The organism is Altererythrobacter sp. CAU 1644, from assembly GCF_029623755.1.
GTDB lineage: Bacteria > Pseudomonadota > Alphaproteobacteria > Sphingomonadales > Sphingomonadaceae > Erythrobacter > Erythrobacter arenosus.
This window is the reverse complement of record NZ_CP121106.1, coordinates 472,972-489,860: the sequence shown is the minus strand read 5'-3', so window position 1 is coordinate 489,860 and position 16,889 is coordinate 472,972. Positions and strand designations below refer to the sequence as shown.

The window sequence follows — 16,889 nt, the reverse complement described above, 5'->3', positions numbered from 1 at the left end:
CTGCGCGTCGAGAGGCAACGGAAACTCCGGGGAAAATCCGGTCAGGCGAGCGCCTTGGCACGGACCCCGTCATAGCTCCCGGGCGGACCATCGAGCGAAAGCGGCTGGAAGCGGCTGCCCATGGGATCGCTTGGCACTCCGACGACGAAGGTGCGGGCGACCGGTTCGATCGCATCGCTTCCGACCCGGACGCGCACGAGCGGAACCACCGCCGGCAGCTTGCCATGCGCGAAGATCGACAATTCGCGCAGCGGAACCTGCAGCGTGCCGGTTATCGTGCGGCTCTGGTGCGGGCCGATGCGCTCGATCGTCTCAAGCAATTCGATCTGGCTGTCGGGCCCTGCCAACTGAGCGGTCTCCGACGCCTCGCGATTGGCGCTGGTGATGTCGGCATGCACGGCGAGGTCGCGCAACGCGCGGTCGCCGCGATTGGCGATATTGAGGTGATATTTCACCGACAGCATCATCATGCTGCGGCTCACCCGTTCGACCTCGAAGATCAGTTCGAAACGAGGCTTTTCCGTAGATGCTTGGAGCGAACCGGCGACAGGTTCGCCCACGATCGGCCGTTCGATCTGCGGTGGCGGTGCATCCGCACGGCGCCGCAGCAGGAAAATGCCGCTGCCTACGGCGACCAACAGAACCAGCGCCCCCAGCAGCCAGGGCCAGATCGGGCCGCCGTCGGCCTGGTCGGCGACTTCGGTGAGCGGCGCTGCAGGCTCCGCAGCGGTCGTCGGAATTGCGGCGGGGTTCTCACCCGTCGGCGGCAACGGCTGCGGCGCAGGAGGCTCGACCGGTGGGGGAATCTCGCGCAGGACCTCGCCTTGCGCCGGCTGTGTGGCGCGCGGGGTGGGAGTCGCGATCGGTTGAACGCGGGGCTGAGCGGCAGCCGCCGGTCGCGGCGTCGGGGTGGTCGTTGGTGCCGGTGTCGGCGCTGAGCTCGTGGCTCGAGGTGCCGGAGTCGGTCGGTCGGTCGGTATTGCGCGGGGACGCACGGGCACGACGCCGCTATCGTCGACCGGCCCCTCTACGTCGGGCGTCGGTGTCGATCCCGGCGGCAAATCGAAACTTTGCGCGGAGAGCGGCGTGGCGGCGAGCGAAATCGCAGCGAGGAAAAAGGCGAAGTGGGTACGCATGAAACAGGCTGAAACGGGTCTAAAACGATGTCGGCGCTGAATAGGCTCTGAATTCGGCGCGTCCAGCCGCTCTCTTGCGCTACGCGACGGATCGAGGCAACAGCGCGGCATGAGTGACACACCCCAAACCCTGCACCTGGGCCAGACCAGCGCGCCTCCCGCGTCTCCCGAGGAGGCGAAGCTGGATTACGTGCCCAATCCGCGCACGGGTACGCTGTATCTCGTGCGCTTTGCCGCGCCCGAGTTCACGTCTCTTTGCCCGGTGACAGGACAGCCCGATTTCGCGCATTTGGTGATCGACTATGCGCCGGGTGAGACGATCGTCGAGTCGAAGAGCCTCAAGCTGTTCCTCGGCGCGTTTCGCAATCACAGCGGTTTTCATGAGGATGTGACCGTCGGGATCGGCCAACGGTTGGCCGACGAGATGAAGCCCAGATGGCTGCGTATCGGCGGTTACTGGTACCCCCGAGGGGGGATTCCGATCGACGTCTTCTGGCAGACCGGTGCTGCCCCCGAAGGACTATGGGTACCCGATCAGGGTGTCGCACCCTATCGCGGGCGCGGTTAGGCACAGTCACACCGGGGGATTCAGACCCTGGGATACCTGTGACAAGCAGTCGCAACCGATTATGCATGCTGGATGGCAACCGGCACGCTGATTTCGCTCACGCTCTATTTTATCCTGATGCTCGCCATCGGGCTCTACGCCTGGCGAAAGTCGACGGCCGATAGCGAGGGATACTTGCTCGGCGGCAGGCAACTTTCTCCTGCTGTAGCGGCGCTGTCGGCGGGCGCATCGGACATGTCGGGCTGGCTGCTGCTCGGCTTGCCCGGAGCGCTCTATGCAGCGGGGCTGGTCGAAGCGTGGATCGGTATCGGCCTGTTCGTCGGCGCTCTGGTCAACTGGATCGTTGTCGCGCCGCGCCTGCGCGAACAAACCGTCAGCTATGGCAATGCGCTGACCATCCCCGAATTCCTTGCCAACCGCTTCCCTGACAAGGCGGTCACGCTGCGCCTCGCAAGCGCGGTGATCATCGTCACCTTCTTCGCGGTATATACGGCTGCCGGCCTGGTCGGCGGCGGCAAGTTGTTCGAAACCGCGTTCCCCGCGCTACTCGACAATCTCGGCGTCGGGATGAGCGACTACATGCTCGGCGTATGGATCACAGCAGGCGTGGTCCTGGCCTATACGATGGTGGGTGGGTTCCTGGCAGTGAGTCTGACCGACTTTGTCCAGGGCTGCATCATGGTCGTGGCGCTGGTACTGATGCCGCTGGTGGTGATGTTCGGTCCGGGCGGGGCCTCGGGTGCATCGATAGCGGCGGTGCCGCAGGCGGGTTTCCTCAGCCTGACCGAAGGACTGACCTTCATCGGGTTTCTTTCCGCGGTGACCTGGGGGCTTGGCTATTTCGGGCAGCCGCACATCATCGTGCGCTTCATGGCGATCCGCAGCGTCGCTGACGTGCCGACCGCGCGCAACATCGGCATGACCTGGATGGGCGTCGCCCTGCTCGGCGCGATCGGGGTGGGGATTGCGGGCCGCGCCTATGTCGAGCGCAATGGGCTGGTGGTCGAAGATCCGGAAACGATTTTCATCGTGCTGGCCGGCCTGCTGTTCCACCCGCTGGTGACCGGCTTCCTGCTGGCGGCGCTGCTAGCCGCGATCATGAGCACGATTTCATCGCAACTGCTGGTTGCTTCCAGTTCGCTGACCGAGGACTTCTATCGCCTGTTCTTCCGCAAGCAGGCGAGCGAGCGCGAGATGGTCAATGTCGGGCGGCTGTGCGTGCTGCTGGTGGCGCTGGGCGCGATTGCCATCGCTGCCGATCCTGACAGCGAGGTGCTGGGCTTGGTATCCAATGCCTGGGCCGGGTTTGGCGCGGCTTTCGGTCCCCTGATCATTCTCTCGCTCACCTGGAAGCGAATGACAGGAGCGGGGGCGGTTGCAGGGCTGGTGACCGGCGCGGCGGTGGTGATTCTCTGGATATCGCCCGGCCCTGACGGCAAGCCTCTGGGCGATCCCCGGATTTACGAGATCATTCCGGGCTTCGTCGCGGCATGGCTGGCGATCGTTCTCGTCAGTCGAGCGACGCAGGCTGCGGCGGGCGTGCAGCCCGATCAGGCCGAGGGCACAAGCTAACCGGTATCGTCGACCACTGTTTCCATGACCACGAAGCTTGATGTGCTGGCGACGTGCGGCAGGCTGGAGATCTTCTCGCCCAAGACTTCACGGTAGGCGGCGATATCCGAAGTCCTGACCTTGAGCAGGTAATCGAAATTTCCCGCGATCATGTGGCATTCCTCGACTTCCCGGATCCGGCTGACCCCCTGCCGAAATTCCGCCAGCGCCTTCTCGCGCGTGTCGCTGAGCTTTACCTCGGCAAAGGCGACATGCGCCTCGCCCAGCATGCGGAAATCGACAACTGCGCGGAAGCCGCGAATGCAGCCGCTCTGGATCAGCCGTTTCAATCGCAACTGGCACGGCGTCTTGGATAGCCCGACCCGCTGGGCAAGTTCGGTGACGGTAATCCGGCCGTCAACGCGCAATTCCTCGACGATACGCCGATCGATACGGTCGAAACGACTATCCAGTGCAAAATTGATAGACATATAGCACGCTCACGTGATCGATTTTGGCGCCAGGCGATCGAACCTTATGCATATTTAGCCGAAATGCCTAGAACGATCGCAGTAATATCGCGCATTGCCCCCTTCAAGGATTGCGCCGTTGACCGAGTCCGCTTCGCGCTTGCCGTTTGCTCGTTTCGCCCCACCGATCAGCGCGGCCACGCCGCTGCGTCGCGCCATCACCATCGCATACCGATTGCCCGAGCCCGAAGCGGTCCTGCCACTGATCGAGGCGGCGCGCCTGCCGCAGGATCTGCGCGAGGAGATTGCGCAGACCGCCCGGCGACTGGTGGAGCGCCTCCGCAAGAAGGGCCAGCGCGGCGGGGTCGAAGGCCTGGTCAAGGAGTACTCGCTGTCGAGCGAAGAAGGCGTCGCGCTGATGTGCCTCGCCGAAGCTTTGCTGCGCGTGCCCGACAATGCGACCCGCGATGCCCTGATTCGCGACAAGATCGCACGCGGCGACTGGCGTTCGCACCTTGGCGACGGCCGGTCGATCTTCGTCAACGCCGCGACCTGGGGCCTCGTCGTCTCGGGCAAGCTGGTGACCCCGGTGCAGGAGCAAGGGCTCGGCGCATCGCTCAATGCCTTGATCAAGCGGGCGGGCGAACCGGTGATCCGCAGCGGCGTGAACATGGCGATGGAGATGATGGGCGAGCAGTTCGTCACCGGTGAGACCATCGCCGAGGCGCTGAGGCGCGCCCGCAAGCAGGAAGAGCTGGGCTTCAGCTACAGCTACGACATGCTCGGCGAAGCGGCGATGACGATGCACGATGCAGAGCGGTACTATGCCGACTACGAACGCGCGATCCACGCCATCGGCAAGGCTGCGGCCGGGCGCGGCGTCTATGAAGGGCCAGGCATCTCGATCAAGCTCTCGGCACTCCACCCGCGCTACCAGCGGGCGCAGGCCGACCGCGTCATGGGCGAGCTGCTGCCCAAGGTGCGCGCGCTCGCGCTGATGTCGAAGGGCTATGACATCGGGTTCAACATTGATGCGGAAGAGGCAGACCGGCTCGAACTGTCGCTCGACATTCTCGAGGCCCTGGCGTTCGATCCCGAGCTTGCCGGTTGGCAGGGGCTGGGCTTCGTCGTGCAGGCCTATGGCAAGCGTTGCCCCTTCGTGATCGACTGGATCGTCGACCTTGCTCAGCGCTCGGGCCACCGGATCATGGTACGGCTGGTCAAGGGCGCCTATTGGGACAGCGAGGTCAAGCGCGCCCAGGTTGAGGGGCTGGCCGACTTTCCGGTTTACACGCGCAAGGTCCACACCGATGTCAGCTACATCGCCTGCGCCCGCAAGCTGCTCGCTGCACGGAGCCACGTGTTCCCGCAGTTCGCGACACACAATGCGCAGACGCTGGCGACCATCTATCACCTGGCAGGCGATGCTTTCGTCACCGGAGATTACGAATTCCAGTGCCTCCACGGCATGGGCGAAGCGCTCTATGAAGAGGTGGTCGGCGAGGACAAGCTCGACCGGCCGTGCCGTATTTATGCCCCGGTCGGGACGCATGAGACCTTGCTCGCCTATCTCGTGCGGCGCCTGCTCGAGAACGGCGCCAATTCTTCCTTCGTCAATCGCATCTGGGACGAGGACGTCTCGGTCGCGGATCTGGCGGTCGATCCGGTCGACGAAGCCGCGGCGATCGATCCGCCCGGGTCGACCCATCCTCTGATCAGGCTCCCGCGCAAGCTCTATCCGGGGCGCGAGAACTCGCGGGGGCTCGATCTGTCGAACGAAGCCGTGCTCGAAGACCTTTCGGCCAGCCTGCGCGAGAGCGCGGGCGTCGATTGGCGTGCGGGACCGACGTTCGGGGCCGGGGATGCAACTGAACCCGTGACCAATCCTGCCGATAATCGCGATGTGGTCGGCCATGTCACCTGGGCGACCGAGCAGCAGGCGCTGCAGGCAACGGAAACCGCACAGCAAGCCTTTGCCGACTGGGCTGCGACCCCGGTCGCCGACCGGGCAGCCTGCCTCGATCGCGCCGCCGACGCGCTCGAAGCGAAGATGGAGCTGCTGCTCGGCCTGATCATGCGCGAGGCGGGCAAGTCTGCCGCCAATGCCATTGCCGAGGTACGCGAGGCAGTCGATTTCCTGCGCTACTATGCCCAGCAGGCGCGCGAGGGGCTGTCGGGCGCCCAAGCAGTCGGCCCGATGGTCTGTATCAGCCCGTGGAACTTCCCGCTGGCGATCTTCACCGGCCAGGTTGCCGCTGCACTGGTGGCAGGCAACACGGTGCTGGCCAAGCCGGCGGAGGAGACGCCGCTGATCGCCGCGCAGGCAGTCGATATCCTCCACCAGGCGGGCGTGCCGCAGGAAGTGTTGCAGCTGGTCCCGGGCGCGGGCGCGATCGGCGCTGCGCTGGTCGGCGCGCCGCAGACCTGCGGGGTCATCTTCACCGGATCGACCGAGGTCGCCAAGCTGATCCAGGCGCAACTTGCCGAGCGCGTGCTGCCCGACGGGGCACCGATTCCGCTGATCGCCGAGACCGGCGGCCAGAACGCCATGGTGGTCGACAGTTCGGCCCTACCGGAACAGGTGGTGCGCGATGTCATTGCCAGCGCCTTCGACAGCGCGGGTCAGCGCTGTTCGGCACTGCGCATTCTGTGCGTCCAGCAGGATATTGCCGACGAGCTGATGGAGATGCTGCACGGGGCGCTCGCCGAATTGCGCGTCGGGCCGACGGACGAGCTGCGCATTGATGTCGGTCCGGTGATCACCGCCGAGGCACGCGATACGATCTGCGATCATGTCGAGCGCATGCGCGCGGCCGGGCACAAGGTCGAACAGCTCGAACTCGGCGACAATACAGCGCATGGCACCTTCGTCGCGCCGACGATTATCGAGATCAGCGATATCGGGCAACTTGGCCGGGAAGTGTTCGGACCGGTGCTGCATGTGCTGCGCTATCGCCGCCGCGACCTCGACGAGGTGCTGCGCCAGATCAACGCCACCGGCTATGGCCTCACATTCGGACTGCACAGCCGGATCGACGAGACAATCGCTGCGGTCACAGCCGCGGCCGAGGTCGGCAATATCTACGTCAACCGCAACGTCATCGGCGCGATCGTCGGCGTCCAGCCCTTCGGCGGGCGCGGGCTATCGGGCACCGGGCCCAAGGCCGGCGGGCCGCTCTATCTCGGGCGGCTGGTCAATGGCGCCGCGAGCCAGGCCCCGGCGCTGGGGCAGGCGGTGGAGCTGCCGGGGCCGGTCGGCGAACGGAACATCTACTCTGTCCACCCGCGTGGGCGAGTGCTGCTGCTGGCCGCGACGCGGCCCGGGCTCGAGGCGCAACTGGAGGCTGTCCGGGCGACCGGGAACACCCCGGTCCTGCCGGATGACGAGCTGACCCGGCGCATTGCCGAGGGACTTCTTGACGGAAATTGCGTCCAGGTCGAGTGGGTGTCCGACTGGACTACCGTAGCGCCCTTCGCGCAGGTGCTGGTCGAAGACGCTGGCACGGATATACGCGATCACCTGCGCCAGATCGCAGCAAAGGCGGGGCCGATCCCCATCGTGCAATTGGGCGGTGCGGAAAGGCCCTATCGGACCGACTGGCTGCTCGAAGAAGTCTCGGTCTCGATCGACACTACTGCGGCAGGCGGCAATGCCAGCCTGATGGCTGTCGCCTAGACTGTGCGGAGATCGAGGGAGATGGTGCCGGCTGCAGGAGTCGAACCCGCGACCTGATGATTACAAATCAACTGCTCTACCAACTGAGCTAAGCCGGCGTTGTTTTCTCGTCCTATCACTGCGTTATTTGAGGACGGGAATCAGGAAGCGGTCCCCTAGTGCAAAGTTTTCTCGCCCTCAAGTAGCGAAGCGGTAGGGCAAACTAATATGCGCCGAATGTCCAGCCCTCTGTGCGCGCAATCTCGCGGGTAAGCCCAGCCGGTCGCCAGCGCGCAGGATCGTGAGCGACGCGGCGTAGCCAGGCGGCAGTGATCAGTGCGTCGGAGGAATGATCGTCGAGCGGGCCTTCGCCGCGCACCGGCGGCACCTCCCAGGTGGCGAGCGCGATGTTCAGGTCCTCGAACGTCCTGATCTTGCTGCGATTGGCGCCGACTCCCGCCTCTTTCGCCGCGAGCGAAGTGTAGATTTCGACGATGGCCGAACCGGAATCGGGGAGCGGGTCGACCGGCCATACCGGCACTTGCCCGGCCAGACGGTGCAGCAATCGCATCCCGGTGAGCGAGCTCTTGCCGACCTGCGCCGCGCCGACGAGGTTGAAATTGCTCACGGGGCGGCACCCTTGCTGGCGCTGCGCTGCCTCGGCACGGCGAAAGCGCCCCTCGCGGGTCGCGGCACCGGCCAGGTGGAAATACTTGCCCTCATCATCCCTGCCATGGCGGAAGTGGCGTCGCGCTTCTGGATGGGTAACGAAACTCGACGCCTCGAGATGCGGATCGCAGGCACAGATATCGTCGATCAATCGCCACAGCGAGCGTGCATCCCGTGGGCTGTCGTCCCAACCCGGAAAGAAGGCGCCCGCATCGGCGAAGGGTAACGAAATGCCAAGGTCCATCCCGACCAGCGTGTCTTGAGGGAGGTCGAGCAGGATGGCGAGAACCTCCTCGCGTGCCCATCCGCGTGGCGGCGGTTCGACCAGCACCGGCGGGCCGCCATCGGCATGCGCCAGCCCCAGCGCGATCCCCTTGTGCCGCTCGCCCTTCGCGCCCGACCAGTCGATGGCGAGGAAATGGGTGAAGCGCGGCGATCTCACTGGCCGCGTTCGCGCCGCAGCTTGTCCCAATATTCGATGCGCTCTTTCACCTTGCGCTCAAACCCGCGTTCGACCGGGGTGTAATAGGTCTGCGGTTCCATGCCTTCAGGCCAGTAATTCGCGCCCGAGAAGCCTTCGTCGGCGTCGTGGTCGTAGGCGTAACCCTGGCCATAGCCGATCTCCTTCATCAGCTTGGTCGGTGCATTGAGGATGCTCTGCGGCGGCATCAGGCTGCCGGTTTCGCGGGCGGACTTGAACGCGGCCTTCTGCGCGGCATAGGCGGCGTTCGATTTGGGCGCGGTGGCGCAATAGAGGCAGGCCTGGACCACCGCCAGCTCGCCCTCGGGCGAACCGAGGAAATCGTAGGCGTCCTTCGCCGCGAGGCATTGCACCAGCGCATTGGGATCGGCGAGGCCGATATCCTCGCTCGCAAAGCGGACGAGGCGACGCAGCACGTAGAGCGGCTCTTCGCCGGCTGTCAGCATGCGCGCGAGGTAGTAGAGCGCGGCCTGCGGGTCGCTGCCGCGCAGGCTCTTATGGAGCGCGCTGATGAGGTTGTAGTGCCCTTCGCGGTCCTTGTCGTAGACCGCTACCCGGCGCTGGAGGAACTTGCCGAGCGCTGCGGGGTCGAGGGGTTCCGCGATCTGCGCGTTGTAGAGTGTTTCGGCCTGGTTGAGCAGGAAACGTCCGTCGCCATCGGCGCTGGCGACGAGGGCCGCGCGCGCTTCGCCGGTGAGGGGTAGGGCGCCTTCGAGAGCCTCGGCGCGGTCGAGCAGCTTGCCCAGCGCCTCGCTGTCGAGCCGTTCGAGGATCAGCACCTGCGCGCGGCTCAGCAGCGCGGCGTTGAGTTCGAAGCTGGGGTTCTCGGTGGTCGCACCGACCAGCGTCACCGTGCCGCGCTCGACAAACGGGAGAAATCCGTCCTGTTGCGCGCGGTTGAAGCGGTGGATCTCGTCCACGAACAGCAGGGTCTTTTGCCCCGCCTGGGCGGCGCGGTCGGCCTCGGCAAAGGCTTTCTTGAGATCGGCGACGCCCGAAAACACCGCGCTCACCGCGACGAAGCGCATTCCCACGGCATCGGCGAGCAGCCGCGCGATGGAGGTCTTGCCGGTGCCGGGCGGGCCCCACAGGATCATCGAAGAGAGGCGACCGGCGGCGACCATGCGCCCGATCGCACCTTCGGGGCCGGTCAGGTGCTCCTGCCCGATAATCTCGACCAGCGAACGCGGCCGCAGGCGATCGGCCAGCGGCGCATCCTCGCGCGGCTCGTCGTTCCGCGCGGGCGGGGGAGCGTCATCGGCAAACAGGTCGGCCATTGGTGGATCGATGTAAGGCGTTCGTCGGATAAATCCACACGGCACTTGCCAAGTTGCATCTAAGATATATCGTAGAGCTATCGAAGAATATCGGAGAATCGGCCATGCACTGGCACAAATATCGCAAGTTTCGCGGCAAGGACACGCTTCCCTTCATCGCCATGATGGCCGCCTCGAAAGGAGCCTGGGGCTCCGGATTCGGCAGCTCGTTCGACTGGGATAGCGACGATCGGGGCGGGCGTGGTCGGCGGCGGCGCAGGAGCCGCATGTTCGGCCAGGGCGAACTGCGCCTGGCCCTGCTCGCACTGATCCACGAGCAACCGCGGCACGGCTACGAGCTGATCAAGGCGATCGAAGAGCTGACGGGCGGCGAATATGCGCCCAGCCCGGGCGCGGTCTATCCCACGCTGCAATTGCTGCAGGACGAAGGGATGATCGCCGAGGCAGAGGCCGAAGGCCCGCGCAAACCATTCCAAGCGACCGTCGACGGCATCGCCGAACTGGAAGGCCGTGCCGACGAGGTCGAAGCGCTCTTGGAACGGCTCGCCGAACATGGCGAGCGGCAAGAGAATGTCCGCTCGCACGACCTCTTCCGCGCGATGGGCAATCTCGCCATGGTGCTCAAGCACCGGGCGCGGGCAGGGAAGCTCGACAAGGGCACGGTTGAAGAAATCGTCGATCTGGTGGACGAACTGGCGCGCAAGATCGAGCGGCTCTGACCGGCGCTAGGTCCTGAAAATATTAACGCGTTTGCTACGGCAGTCGCGTGGGGTGTATTCTCCCCACATCAAGCCCGGCCTTGACCGGGCGGTGGGGAGAGACACCATGAACCTGACACCGAATACCCCGTGGCACCTGTGGGTGGTGGGCGTCCTGTCGCTCATCTGGAATGGTTTCGGCGGCTGGGATTACACCCAGACCCAATTACAGAACCGCGAATACATCGCCTCGATGACCGAACCGATGGGAATCTCAGTCGATGAGGCGATCGCCTATTACACCGCGTTTCCGGCCTGGGCCGACGCGCTTTGGGCGCTCGGCGTCTGGGGTTCGGTGGCAGGATCGCTGCTGCTGCTCCTGCGCAATCGTTTCGCCTTTCACGCCTTTGTGCTGTCGCTGGTGGGGCTGATCGGCGGAATGTACTACCAGTTCGCCAACCCGATGCCGGGCCTGACCGATACCACGATACCGATGGTCTTCTCGCTCGTGATCTTCGCGATCATCGCCGCGTTGATCTATTACTCGAAGCGTATGACCGCTCGCGGAGTCTTGCGGTGAACGAACCGCACGTCCAGGTGCCGTGGCACCTGTGGGCGGTCGCGATCGTCGGCACGCTGTGGAACGGATTCGGCAGCTATATCTACACCATGGCGATGATCCGCGATCCGGCGACGCTGGCCACGGCGCCGCCTGAAATGGTGGCTGCGCTAGAGGCAGCGCCAGCCTGGTCCAACGGGGCCTGGGCACTAGGGGTCTGGGGTGGACTGGCCGGTTCGCTGCTGCTGCTCGTGCGTAGCAAGTGGGCGGTGACGGCTCTGGCCGTCTCGCTGGCAGGGCTGGTCGGCTCGACGATCTACGAGTTCGCGTGGGACGTGCCGGTCGACCGTGTCCAGCAGCTTTCGATCTGGGGCATCGCGCTGTTCCTGCTGTGGTACGCCTGGACCATGCGCAAGCGCGGGGTCCTGCGCTGATCCATATCAGGCGCGCTGGGCGGCGAGTTCCTCCTGGCGCTCCTGTTCCTGGAGCGCGCGGCGGTCTTCGACCAGCCGGGCATAGGTTTCCGCGACAACGCTGTTGATCGCGTCCCAGCTGTATTCACGCGACTTGGCTTCGCCCGCAGCGCCGTGGCGCGCACGCAGATCGTGATTGGTGCAATAGGGCTTGATCGCCTCGGCAAACTCAGCCGGCTTGCCAGGCGGGACAAGCCGCCCGGTCTCCCAGTCATCGACCAGGCTCGAGGCCCCGGTCGCCCCCGCAGCTACTACGGGGAGGCCGCTGGCCATCGCTTCAAGCGTGACATTGCCGAAGGTCTCGGTGATCGACGGGTTGAAGAAGATATCGCCGCTGGCGAGTGCCCGGCCGAGGTCGTGGCCCGTCTGGAAACCCGCGAAAATCCCGCCCGGCAGCGCCTTTTCGAACCAGCCGCGTGCGGGTCCGTCCCCGATCACCAGCACCTTGTGCGGTACCTGCAGTTTGCGCATCTCGACGATCGTGTCGGCGAAGACGTCGAGCCCCTTTTCCATCACCAGGCGACCGAGGAAGACGACGGCCACGTCATCATCGGCGAGGCCGAGCGAACGACGCCATTCCATGTCGCGCTTGGAAGGATGGAACATGGTCCGGTCGACCCCGCGCGACCACAGCGCGATATCGTCATGCATGTCCTGCGCGATCAGTTCGTCGATCATGCTCTGCGAGGGCGCGACGAGAGCATCGCAGCGATTGTAGAACCGCCGTAGGATCCACACCACGATCGGCTCGAGAAACGCCGCCTTGTAGTAACGCGGATAGGTCTCGAAGCGGGTGTGGACCGAGGCGAGGACGGGAATGTCATGGTCCTGCGCCCAGCGCAGCGCACGATGCGCGGTCGGATCGGGCGAGGAGAGGTGGACGATATTGGGTTTGAATTTCTCAAGGTCGCGTAGCGCCTTGGCATCGAGCCCGGTCGGCAGGCGGTACTCGCCGCGATTCTTCACCGGCATGCGAATATTGGGCACATTCACCAGGTCGCCGGTCGGCTCGAAATCGGGGTTCTCGACCTTGGGGGCATAGACCCGCAGCGCCGCGCCCTGCCGCAACAGGTACTCGGCCAGGCGGTTGAGTGCCTGGTTGGCCCCGTCGCGGGTGTAATTGTAGTTCCCGCTGAACAGGGCGATACGAAGATCTGCGACGTCCATAAGAGGCAGCGCATAAAGAAGCCTGTCACGAAAGGCGAGTGGTTGCGTGCATGGGAACTGTCTTTGCGCAGCACCCGTTGGTCGATGAATTCATATTCCCGATTGACTCTCGCACGCGCAACTTTAGTGCGGCCGACGGGCCACGCGGTCCCAACGCCGCGCGTGCTCTCTGCAAGGAGAGAATACATGACTGCTGAACCGACGCTCAAGCCTGAGCGCCCTTTCTTTTCGTCGGGGCCGACCGCCAAACACAAGGGCTGGTCTGCATCTAATCTCAAAACCGAATCGCTCGGACGCTCGCATCGTAGCGCCCTTGGCAAGTCGCGGCTGAAATACGCCATCGACCTGTCGAAGGAGATGCTCGGCGTGCCCGAGGATTACCTCGTCGGCATAATGCCTGCGTCGGACACGGGCGCGCTCGAATGCGCGATGTGGACGATGCTGCGCCCCGACCGCCCGGCAACCGTCGCGGCGTGGGAAAGCTTCGGCAATGTCTGGATCCAGGACGCGGTCAAGCAGCTCAAGCTGCCCAAGCTGACTACGCTCGACGCCGACTACGGCGAAATCCCCGATCTCGCGTCGATCCCGCAGGAAAACGATGTCGTCTTCACCTGGAACGGCACGACTTCGGGCGCGAAGATCCCGAACACGGACTGGCTTGCGCCGGGCCGCGAGGGCGTGACGATCAACGATGCCACCAGCGCCGTCTTCGCGATGGAGATGGACTGGGCCAAGCTCGATGCCACGACCTACAGCTGGCAGAAGGTGATGGGCTCGGAAGCCCAGCACGGCATGCTGATCCTCAGCCCCAAGGCTGTCGCCCGGATCGAGGATTACGATCCCGAATGGCCGCTGCCCAAGCTGTTCCGCCTCAAGAAAGGCGGCAAGATCAACCGTTCGATCTTCGAAGGCGCGACCATCAACACGCCTTCCATGCTGGCGACCGAGGACTATATCGATGCGCTCGAATGGGCGCAGGCGCTGGGCGGCCGCAAGGCCATGTTCGAACGCGCCAATGCCAACGCGGCTATCGTCAAGGACTGGATCGAGGCAACGCCGTGGCTGCGGAACATGGTCTCCGACCCGGCCAAGCGTACGAACACCGGTGTCTGCTTCGTGTTCCAGGGCGACTGGTACGACAGCCTGTCCGACGAGGATAAGGCGGGCGTGCCGAAGAAGATCGTCAAGCTCCTCGAAGACCGCGGGGTCGGCTACGACTTCAACGGCTATCGCGATGCCCCGCCGAGCTTGCGCATCTGGTGCGGCGGTACGGTCGAGCAGGAGGACCTCAAGCGTCTGCTGCCGTGGATCGAGTGGGCCTACGAGACCGTCAAGAACGGCTGATCCGGCTGGCGGCCTGCACCTGCGGGCCGCTGCCTTTCCCCCAATTACTCCCTGGCATTGATCCGGGAAAAACGACAGGACAATTCCGTCATGAGCAAACCCAAAGTCCTCATCTCCGACAAGATGGACCCCAATGCCGCGCGCATCTTCGAAGAGCGCGGCTGCGATGTCGACGTCATCACCGGCGAAACACCCGAAGAACTGGCCACGCGTATCGGCGAATACGATGGCCTCGCCATCCGCAGCTCGACCAAGGTCACGCCCGCCATCCTCGACGCGGCGACCAATCTCAAGGTGATCGGCCGTGCCGGGATCGGCGTCGATAACGTCGACATCCCCTATGCGTCGAGCAAGGGCGTGGTGGTGATGAACACGCCGTTCGGCAATTCGATCACCACTGCCGAGCACGCCATCGCGATGATCATGGCGCTCGCTCGCCAGATCCCCGAAGCCAATGCGCGCACGCAGGCGGGCGAATGGCCCAAGAGCGCCTTCATGGGGGTCGAAGTGACCGGCAAGACGCTGGGACTGATCGGCGCGGGCAACATCGGCTCGATCGTCGCCAGCCGTGCGCTTGGCCTGAAGATGAAGGTCGTGGCCTATGATCCCTTCCTCACGGAAGAGCGCGCGATCGAACTGGGCGTCGAGAAGGTGGATCTCGACACGCTGCTGAGCCGGGCCGACTTCGTCAGCCTGCACACGCCGCTGACCGATCAGACCCGCAATATCCTCAGCCGCGAGAGGCTCGAGAATGCCAAGCCGGGGATCCGCATCGTCAATTGCGCGCGCGGCGGACTGATCGACGAGGCGGCGCTCAAGGACCTGCTCGAAAGCGGCCAGGTCGCCGCCGCCGCGCTTGACGTGTTCGAGCAGGAACCGCCCGCATCCGACCACCCGCTGTTCAGTGCGCCCAATTTCATCTGCACGCCGCACCTGGGGGCAAGCACCACCGAGGCGCAGGTCAATGTCGCGCTGCAGGTGGCCGAGCAGATGGCGGATTACCTCGTCAACGGCGGCGTCACCAATGCGCTCAACATGCCTTCGCTGAGCGCCGAGGAAGCGCCCAAGCTCAAGCCCTACATGGGCCTGGCGGAGAAGCTCGGTTCGCTCGTCGGCCAGCTGGCGCATGGCAATCTCGAGAAGATCAGCATCGAGCGTGAAGGCCATGCGGCCGAGCTCAACGGCAAGCCGATCACTGGCGCCGTTCTGGCGGGCCTGATGAAGTGCTATTCGGACACGGTAAACATGGTCAACGCGCCCTATCTCGCGAAGGAGCGCGGCATGGAAGTGCGCGAAGTGCGCAACAGCCACGAGGGCGTCTACCACACGCTGGTGCGCGTGACGGTCGATACCAGCCAGGGGCCGCGTTCGGTCGCAGGTACGCTGTTCGGGAACTCCGCGCCGCGTCTGGTCGAGATCTTCGGCATCGGGATCGAAGCCGATCTCGACGGCCACATGCTCTACATCGTCAACGAGGACGCGCCGGGCTTCATCGGCCGGATCGGCTCGCTGCTGGGCGAGAACGGCATCAACATCGGCAACTTCAACCTCGGCCGTCGCGATGCCGGGGGCGAGGCGATCCTGCTGTTGAGCGTCGACCAGCCGATCAGCGCCGACGTGATCAAGCAGGCCTGCGCGCTCGAGGGCGTGAAGGTGGTCAAGGCGCTGGAGTTTTGAGGCCCGATCGGGCAAGCGCTCGTCTGACATGACCAAGCCCGACGATCTCTTGCCCGAAGGTCTCGAAGACCGCCTCCCTGCGCAGGCGGAGGCGATCGCGCGTGCGATGCACGCCTGCCTCGATGTGCTGGGATCGCATGGCTACGACCGGGTCCAGCCGCCGCTGGTCGAATTCGAACGCTCGCTGGCCGGGCGCATGGCCAGTGGCCCCGAGGGCGCCAAGCCGCGCCGGATGTTCCGCTTCGTCGACCCGGTCAGCCTGCGCACTCTGGCGCTGCGGAGCGACATCACGCCGCAGATCGGGCGCATTGCTGCGACCAGCATGGCCTCGGCGCCGCGTCCGTTACGCCTCGCCTATTGCGGCGAAACCGCGCTGATCCGCGCCGACCAGCTCGAGCCGGAGCGGGAACGCACCCAGCTCGGCGCCGAACTGATCGGGTCGGACTCGGTTGAGGCGGCGAGCGAGGTGGTGACGCTGGCAGTCGAGGCGCTGCATGCGGTGGGGCTCAAGGGGATTTCGGTCGATTTCACGCTGCCGGACCTGGTCGACGCATTGTCGGACAAGGCAATGCCGCTCGCCGACGACGCACGGGAGGCGGTGCGTCGCGAACTCGACATGAAGGACGCCGGCGGACTCAAGGCCGCCGGGGGCGAGGCCTATCTGCCGCTCCTCTATGCCGCCGGGCCGTTCGGGGAGGCGATTGCCAAGCTGACCGAGATCGACGCGGGCGGCGCGCTCTCGAGCCGCATCGCCGGCCTCAAGGCGGTGGCAGAGCGGATCGGCGACAAGGCGCGGATCACGCTCGACCCGACCGAGCGCCACGGTTTCGAATATCAGAGCTGGATCGGTTTCACCTTCTACGCCGAGGGTGCGCGCGGAGCGATCGGGCGCGGCGGTACCTACCGGATCAAGGGCAGCGAGGAGGCGGCGACCGGCTTCTCGCTGTTCGTCGACGCGCTGGCGGCGGCGGGAAGCGCAGCGCAGGCGCGCGACATGCTCTACCTGCCGCTCGACCACGACCGCGATGCCGCCGCTCGCCTGCGCGCCATCGGCTGGCGCACCCTGGCGCAGATCGGCGAGGGCGAGGACGCCCAGGCTCTGGGCTGCACGCACCGGCTCGAGGGCAGGGAGCCAGTCAAACTCTAACGAGGAAGGACCGTCGC

Annotated in this window: 14 protein-coding genes and 1 tRNA gene; 9 read left to right on the top strand and 6 right to left on the bottom strand. The window is 65.1% G+C overall.

The window, feature by feature from the left end; genetic code table 11:
* Positions 1 to 41 precede the first annotated feature (41 nt).
* Complete coding sequence (locus tag P7228_RS02545) at positions 42 to 1,136, bottom strand: hypothetical protein (RefSeq protein ID WP_278016655.1); 1,095 nt, start codon at positions 1,134 to 1,136, stop codon at positions 42 to 44.
* A 109-nt stretch (positions 1,137 to 1,245) separates the two neighbouring features.
* On the opposite strand from P7228_RS02545, the gene queF reads away from it, so the two are divergent.
* Both queF and putP read left to right on the top strand, forming a co-directional pair.
* Positions 1,246 to 1,704: a preQ(1) synthase gene (gene queF / locus P7228_RS02540; RefSeq protein WP_278016654.1), complete on the top strand. Its 459-nt coding sequence runs from the start codon at positions 1,246 to 1,248 to the stop codon at positions 1,702 to 1,704.
* Between the two features lie 72 nt (positions 1,705 to 1,776).
* On the top strand, positions 1,777 to 3,276 hold the full coding sequence (gene putP, locus P7228_RS02535; RefSeq protein ID WP_278016653.1) for a sodium/proline symporter PutP: 1,500 nt from the start codon (positions 1,777 to 1,779) through the stop codon (positions 3,274 to 3,276).
* Here putP and P7228_RS02530 read toward each other — a convergent pair.
* Positions 3,273 to 3,746, bottom strand: a complete 474-nt coding sequence (locus tag P7228_RS02530; RefSeq protein ID WP_278016652.1) for an Lrp/AsnC family transcriptional regulator — start codon at positions 3,744 to 3,746, stop codon at positions 3,273 to 3,275. The two genes, putP and P7228_RS02530, sit on opposite strands and share 4 nt — an antisense overlap.
* Positions 3,747 to 3,864: 118 nt before the next feature.
* On the opposite strand from P7228_RS02530, the gene putA reads away from it, so the two are divergent.
* On the top strand, positions 3,865 to 7,401 hold the full coding sequence (gene putA, locus P7228_RS02525; protein ID WP_278016651.1) for a bifunctional proline dehydrogenase/L-glutamate gamma-semialdehyde dehydrogenase PutA: 3,537 nt from the start codon (positions 3,865 to 3,867) through the stop codon (positions 7,399 to 7,401).
* A 22-nt stretch (positions 7,402 to 7,423) separates the two neighbouring features.
* On the opposite strand, the gene P7228_RS02520 is transcribed toward putA, so the two are convergent.
* The 3 genes from P7228_RS02520 to P7228_RS02510 form a co-directional block, all read right to left on the bottom strand.
* Positions 7,424 to 7,499, bottom strand: a tRNA-Thr gene (locus P7228_RS02520).
* A gap of 104 nt (positions 7,500 to 7,603) precedes the next feature.
* Positions 7,604 to 8,491 (bottom strand): hypothetical protein, encoded by an 888-nt coding sequence (locus P7228_RS02515; RefSeq protein ID WP_278016650.1) that lies wholly within the window; start codon positions 8,489 to 8,491, stop codon positions 7,604 to 7,606.
* Positions 8,488 to 9,807 (bottom strand): replication-associated recombination protein A, encoded by a 1,320-nt coding sequence (locus P7228_RS02510; RefSeq protein ID WP_278016649.1) that lies wholly within the window; start codon positions 9,805 to 9,807, stop codon positions 8,488 to 8,490. The genes P7228_RS02515 and P7228_RS02510 overlap by 4 nt, the downstream gene beginning before the upstream one ends.
* A gap of 104 nt (positions 9,808 to 9,911) precedes the next feature.
* On the opposite strand from P7228_RS02510, the gene P7228_RS02505 reads away from it, so the two are divergent.
* From P7228_RS02505 to P7228_RS02495, 3 genes are all read left to right on the top strand, one after another.
* On the top strand, positions 9,912 to 10,526 hold the full coding sequence (locus tag P7228_RS02505) for a PadR family transcriptional regulator (RefSeq protein ID WP_278016648.1): 615 nt from the start codon (positions 9,912 to 9,914) through the stop codon (positions 10,524 to 10,526).
* 106 nt (positions 10,527 to 10,632) lie between these two features.
* Positions 10,633 to 11,085: a hypothetical protein gene (locus P7228_RS02500; RefSeq protein ID WP_278016647.1), complete on the top strand. Its 453-nt coding sequence runs from the start codon at positions 10,633 to 10,635 to the stop codon at positions 11,083 to 11,085.
* Positions 11,082 to 11,498: a hypothetical protein gene (locus P7228_RS02495; protein ID WP_278016646.1), complete on the top strand. Its 417-nt coding sequence runs from the start codon at positions 11,082 to 11,084 to the stop codon at positions 11,496 to 11,498. The genes P7228_RS02500 and P7228_RS02495 overlap by 4 nt, the downstream gene beginning before the upstream one ends.
* Before the next feature lie 6 nt (positions 11,499 to 11,504).
* Here the strand turns inward: P7228_RS02495 and P7228_RS02490 are convergent, their stop codons facing one another.
* On the bottom strand, positions 11,505 to 12,704 hold the full coding sequence (locus tag P7228_RS02490) for a glycosyltransferase family 4 protein (RefSeq protein WP_278016645.1): 1,200 nt from the start codon (positions 12,702 to 12,704) through the stop codon (positions 11,505 to 11,507).
* Positions 12,705 to 12,890: 186 nt separating this feature from the next.
* On the opposite strand from P7228_RS02490, the gene P7228_RS02485 reads away from it, so the two are divergent.
* The 3 genes from P7228_RS02485 (at position 12,891) to P7228_RS02475 (ending at position 16,872) form a co-directional block, all read left to right on the top strand.
* The gene (locus tag P7228_RS02485; protein ID WP_278016644.1) at positions 12,891 to 14,048 is read left to right on the top strand and encodes a phosphoserine transaminase; all 1,158 of its coding nucleotides are present in this window, start codon (positions 12,891 to 12,893) and stop codon (positions 14,046 to 14,048) included.
* Between the two features lie 90 nt (positions 14,049 to 14,138).
* Complete coding sequence (gene serA / locus P7228_RS02480; RefSeq protein ID WP_278016643.1) at positions 14,139 to 15,725, top strand: phosphoglycerate dehydrogenase; 1,587 nt, start codon at positions 14,139 to 14,141, stop codon at positions 15,723 to 15,725.
* Positions 15,726 to 15,753: 28 nt separating this feature from the next.
* A complete protein-coding gene (locus tag P7228_RS02475) occupies positions 15,754 to 16,872 on the top strand; it encodes an ATP phosphoribosyltransferase regulatory subunit (protein ID WP_278016642.1) in 1,119 nt (372 codons plus the stop codon).
* Positions 16,873 to 16,889: the final 17 nt, after the last annotated feature.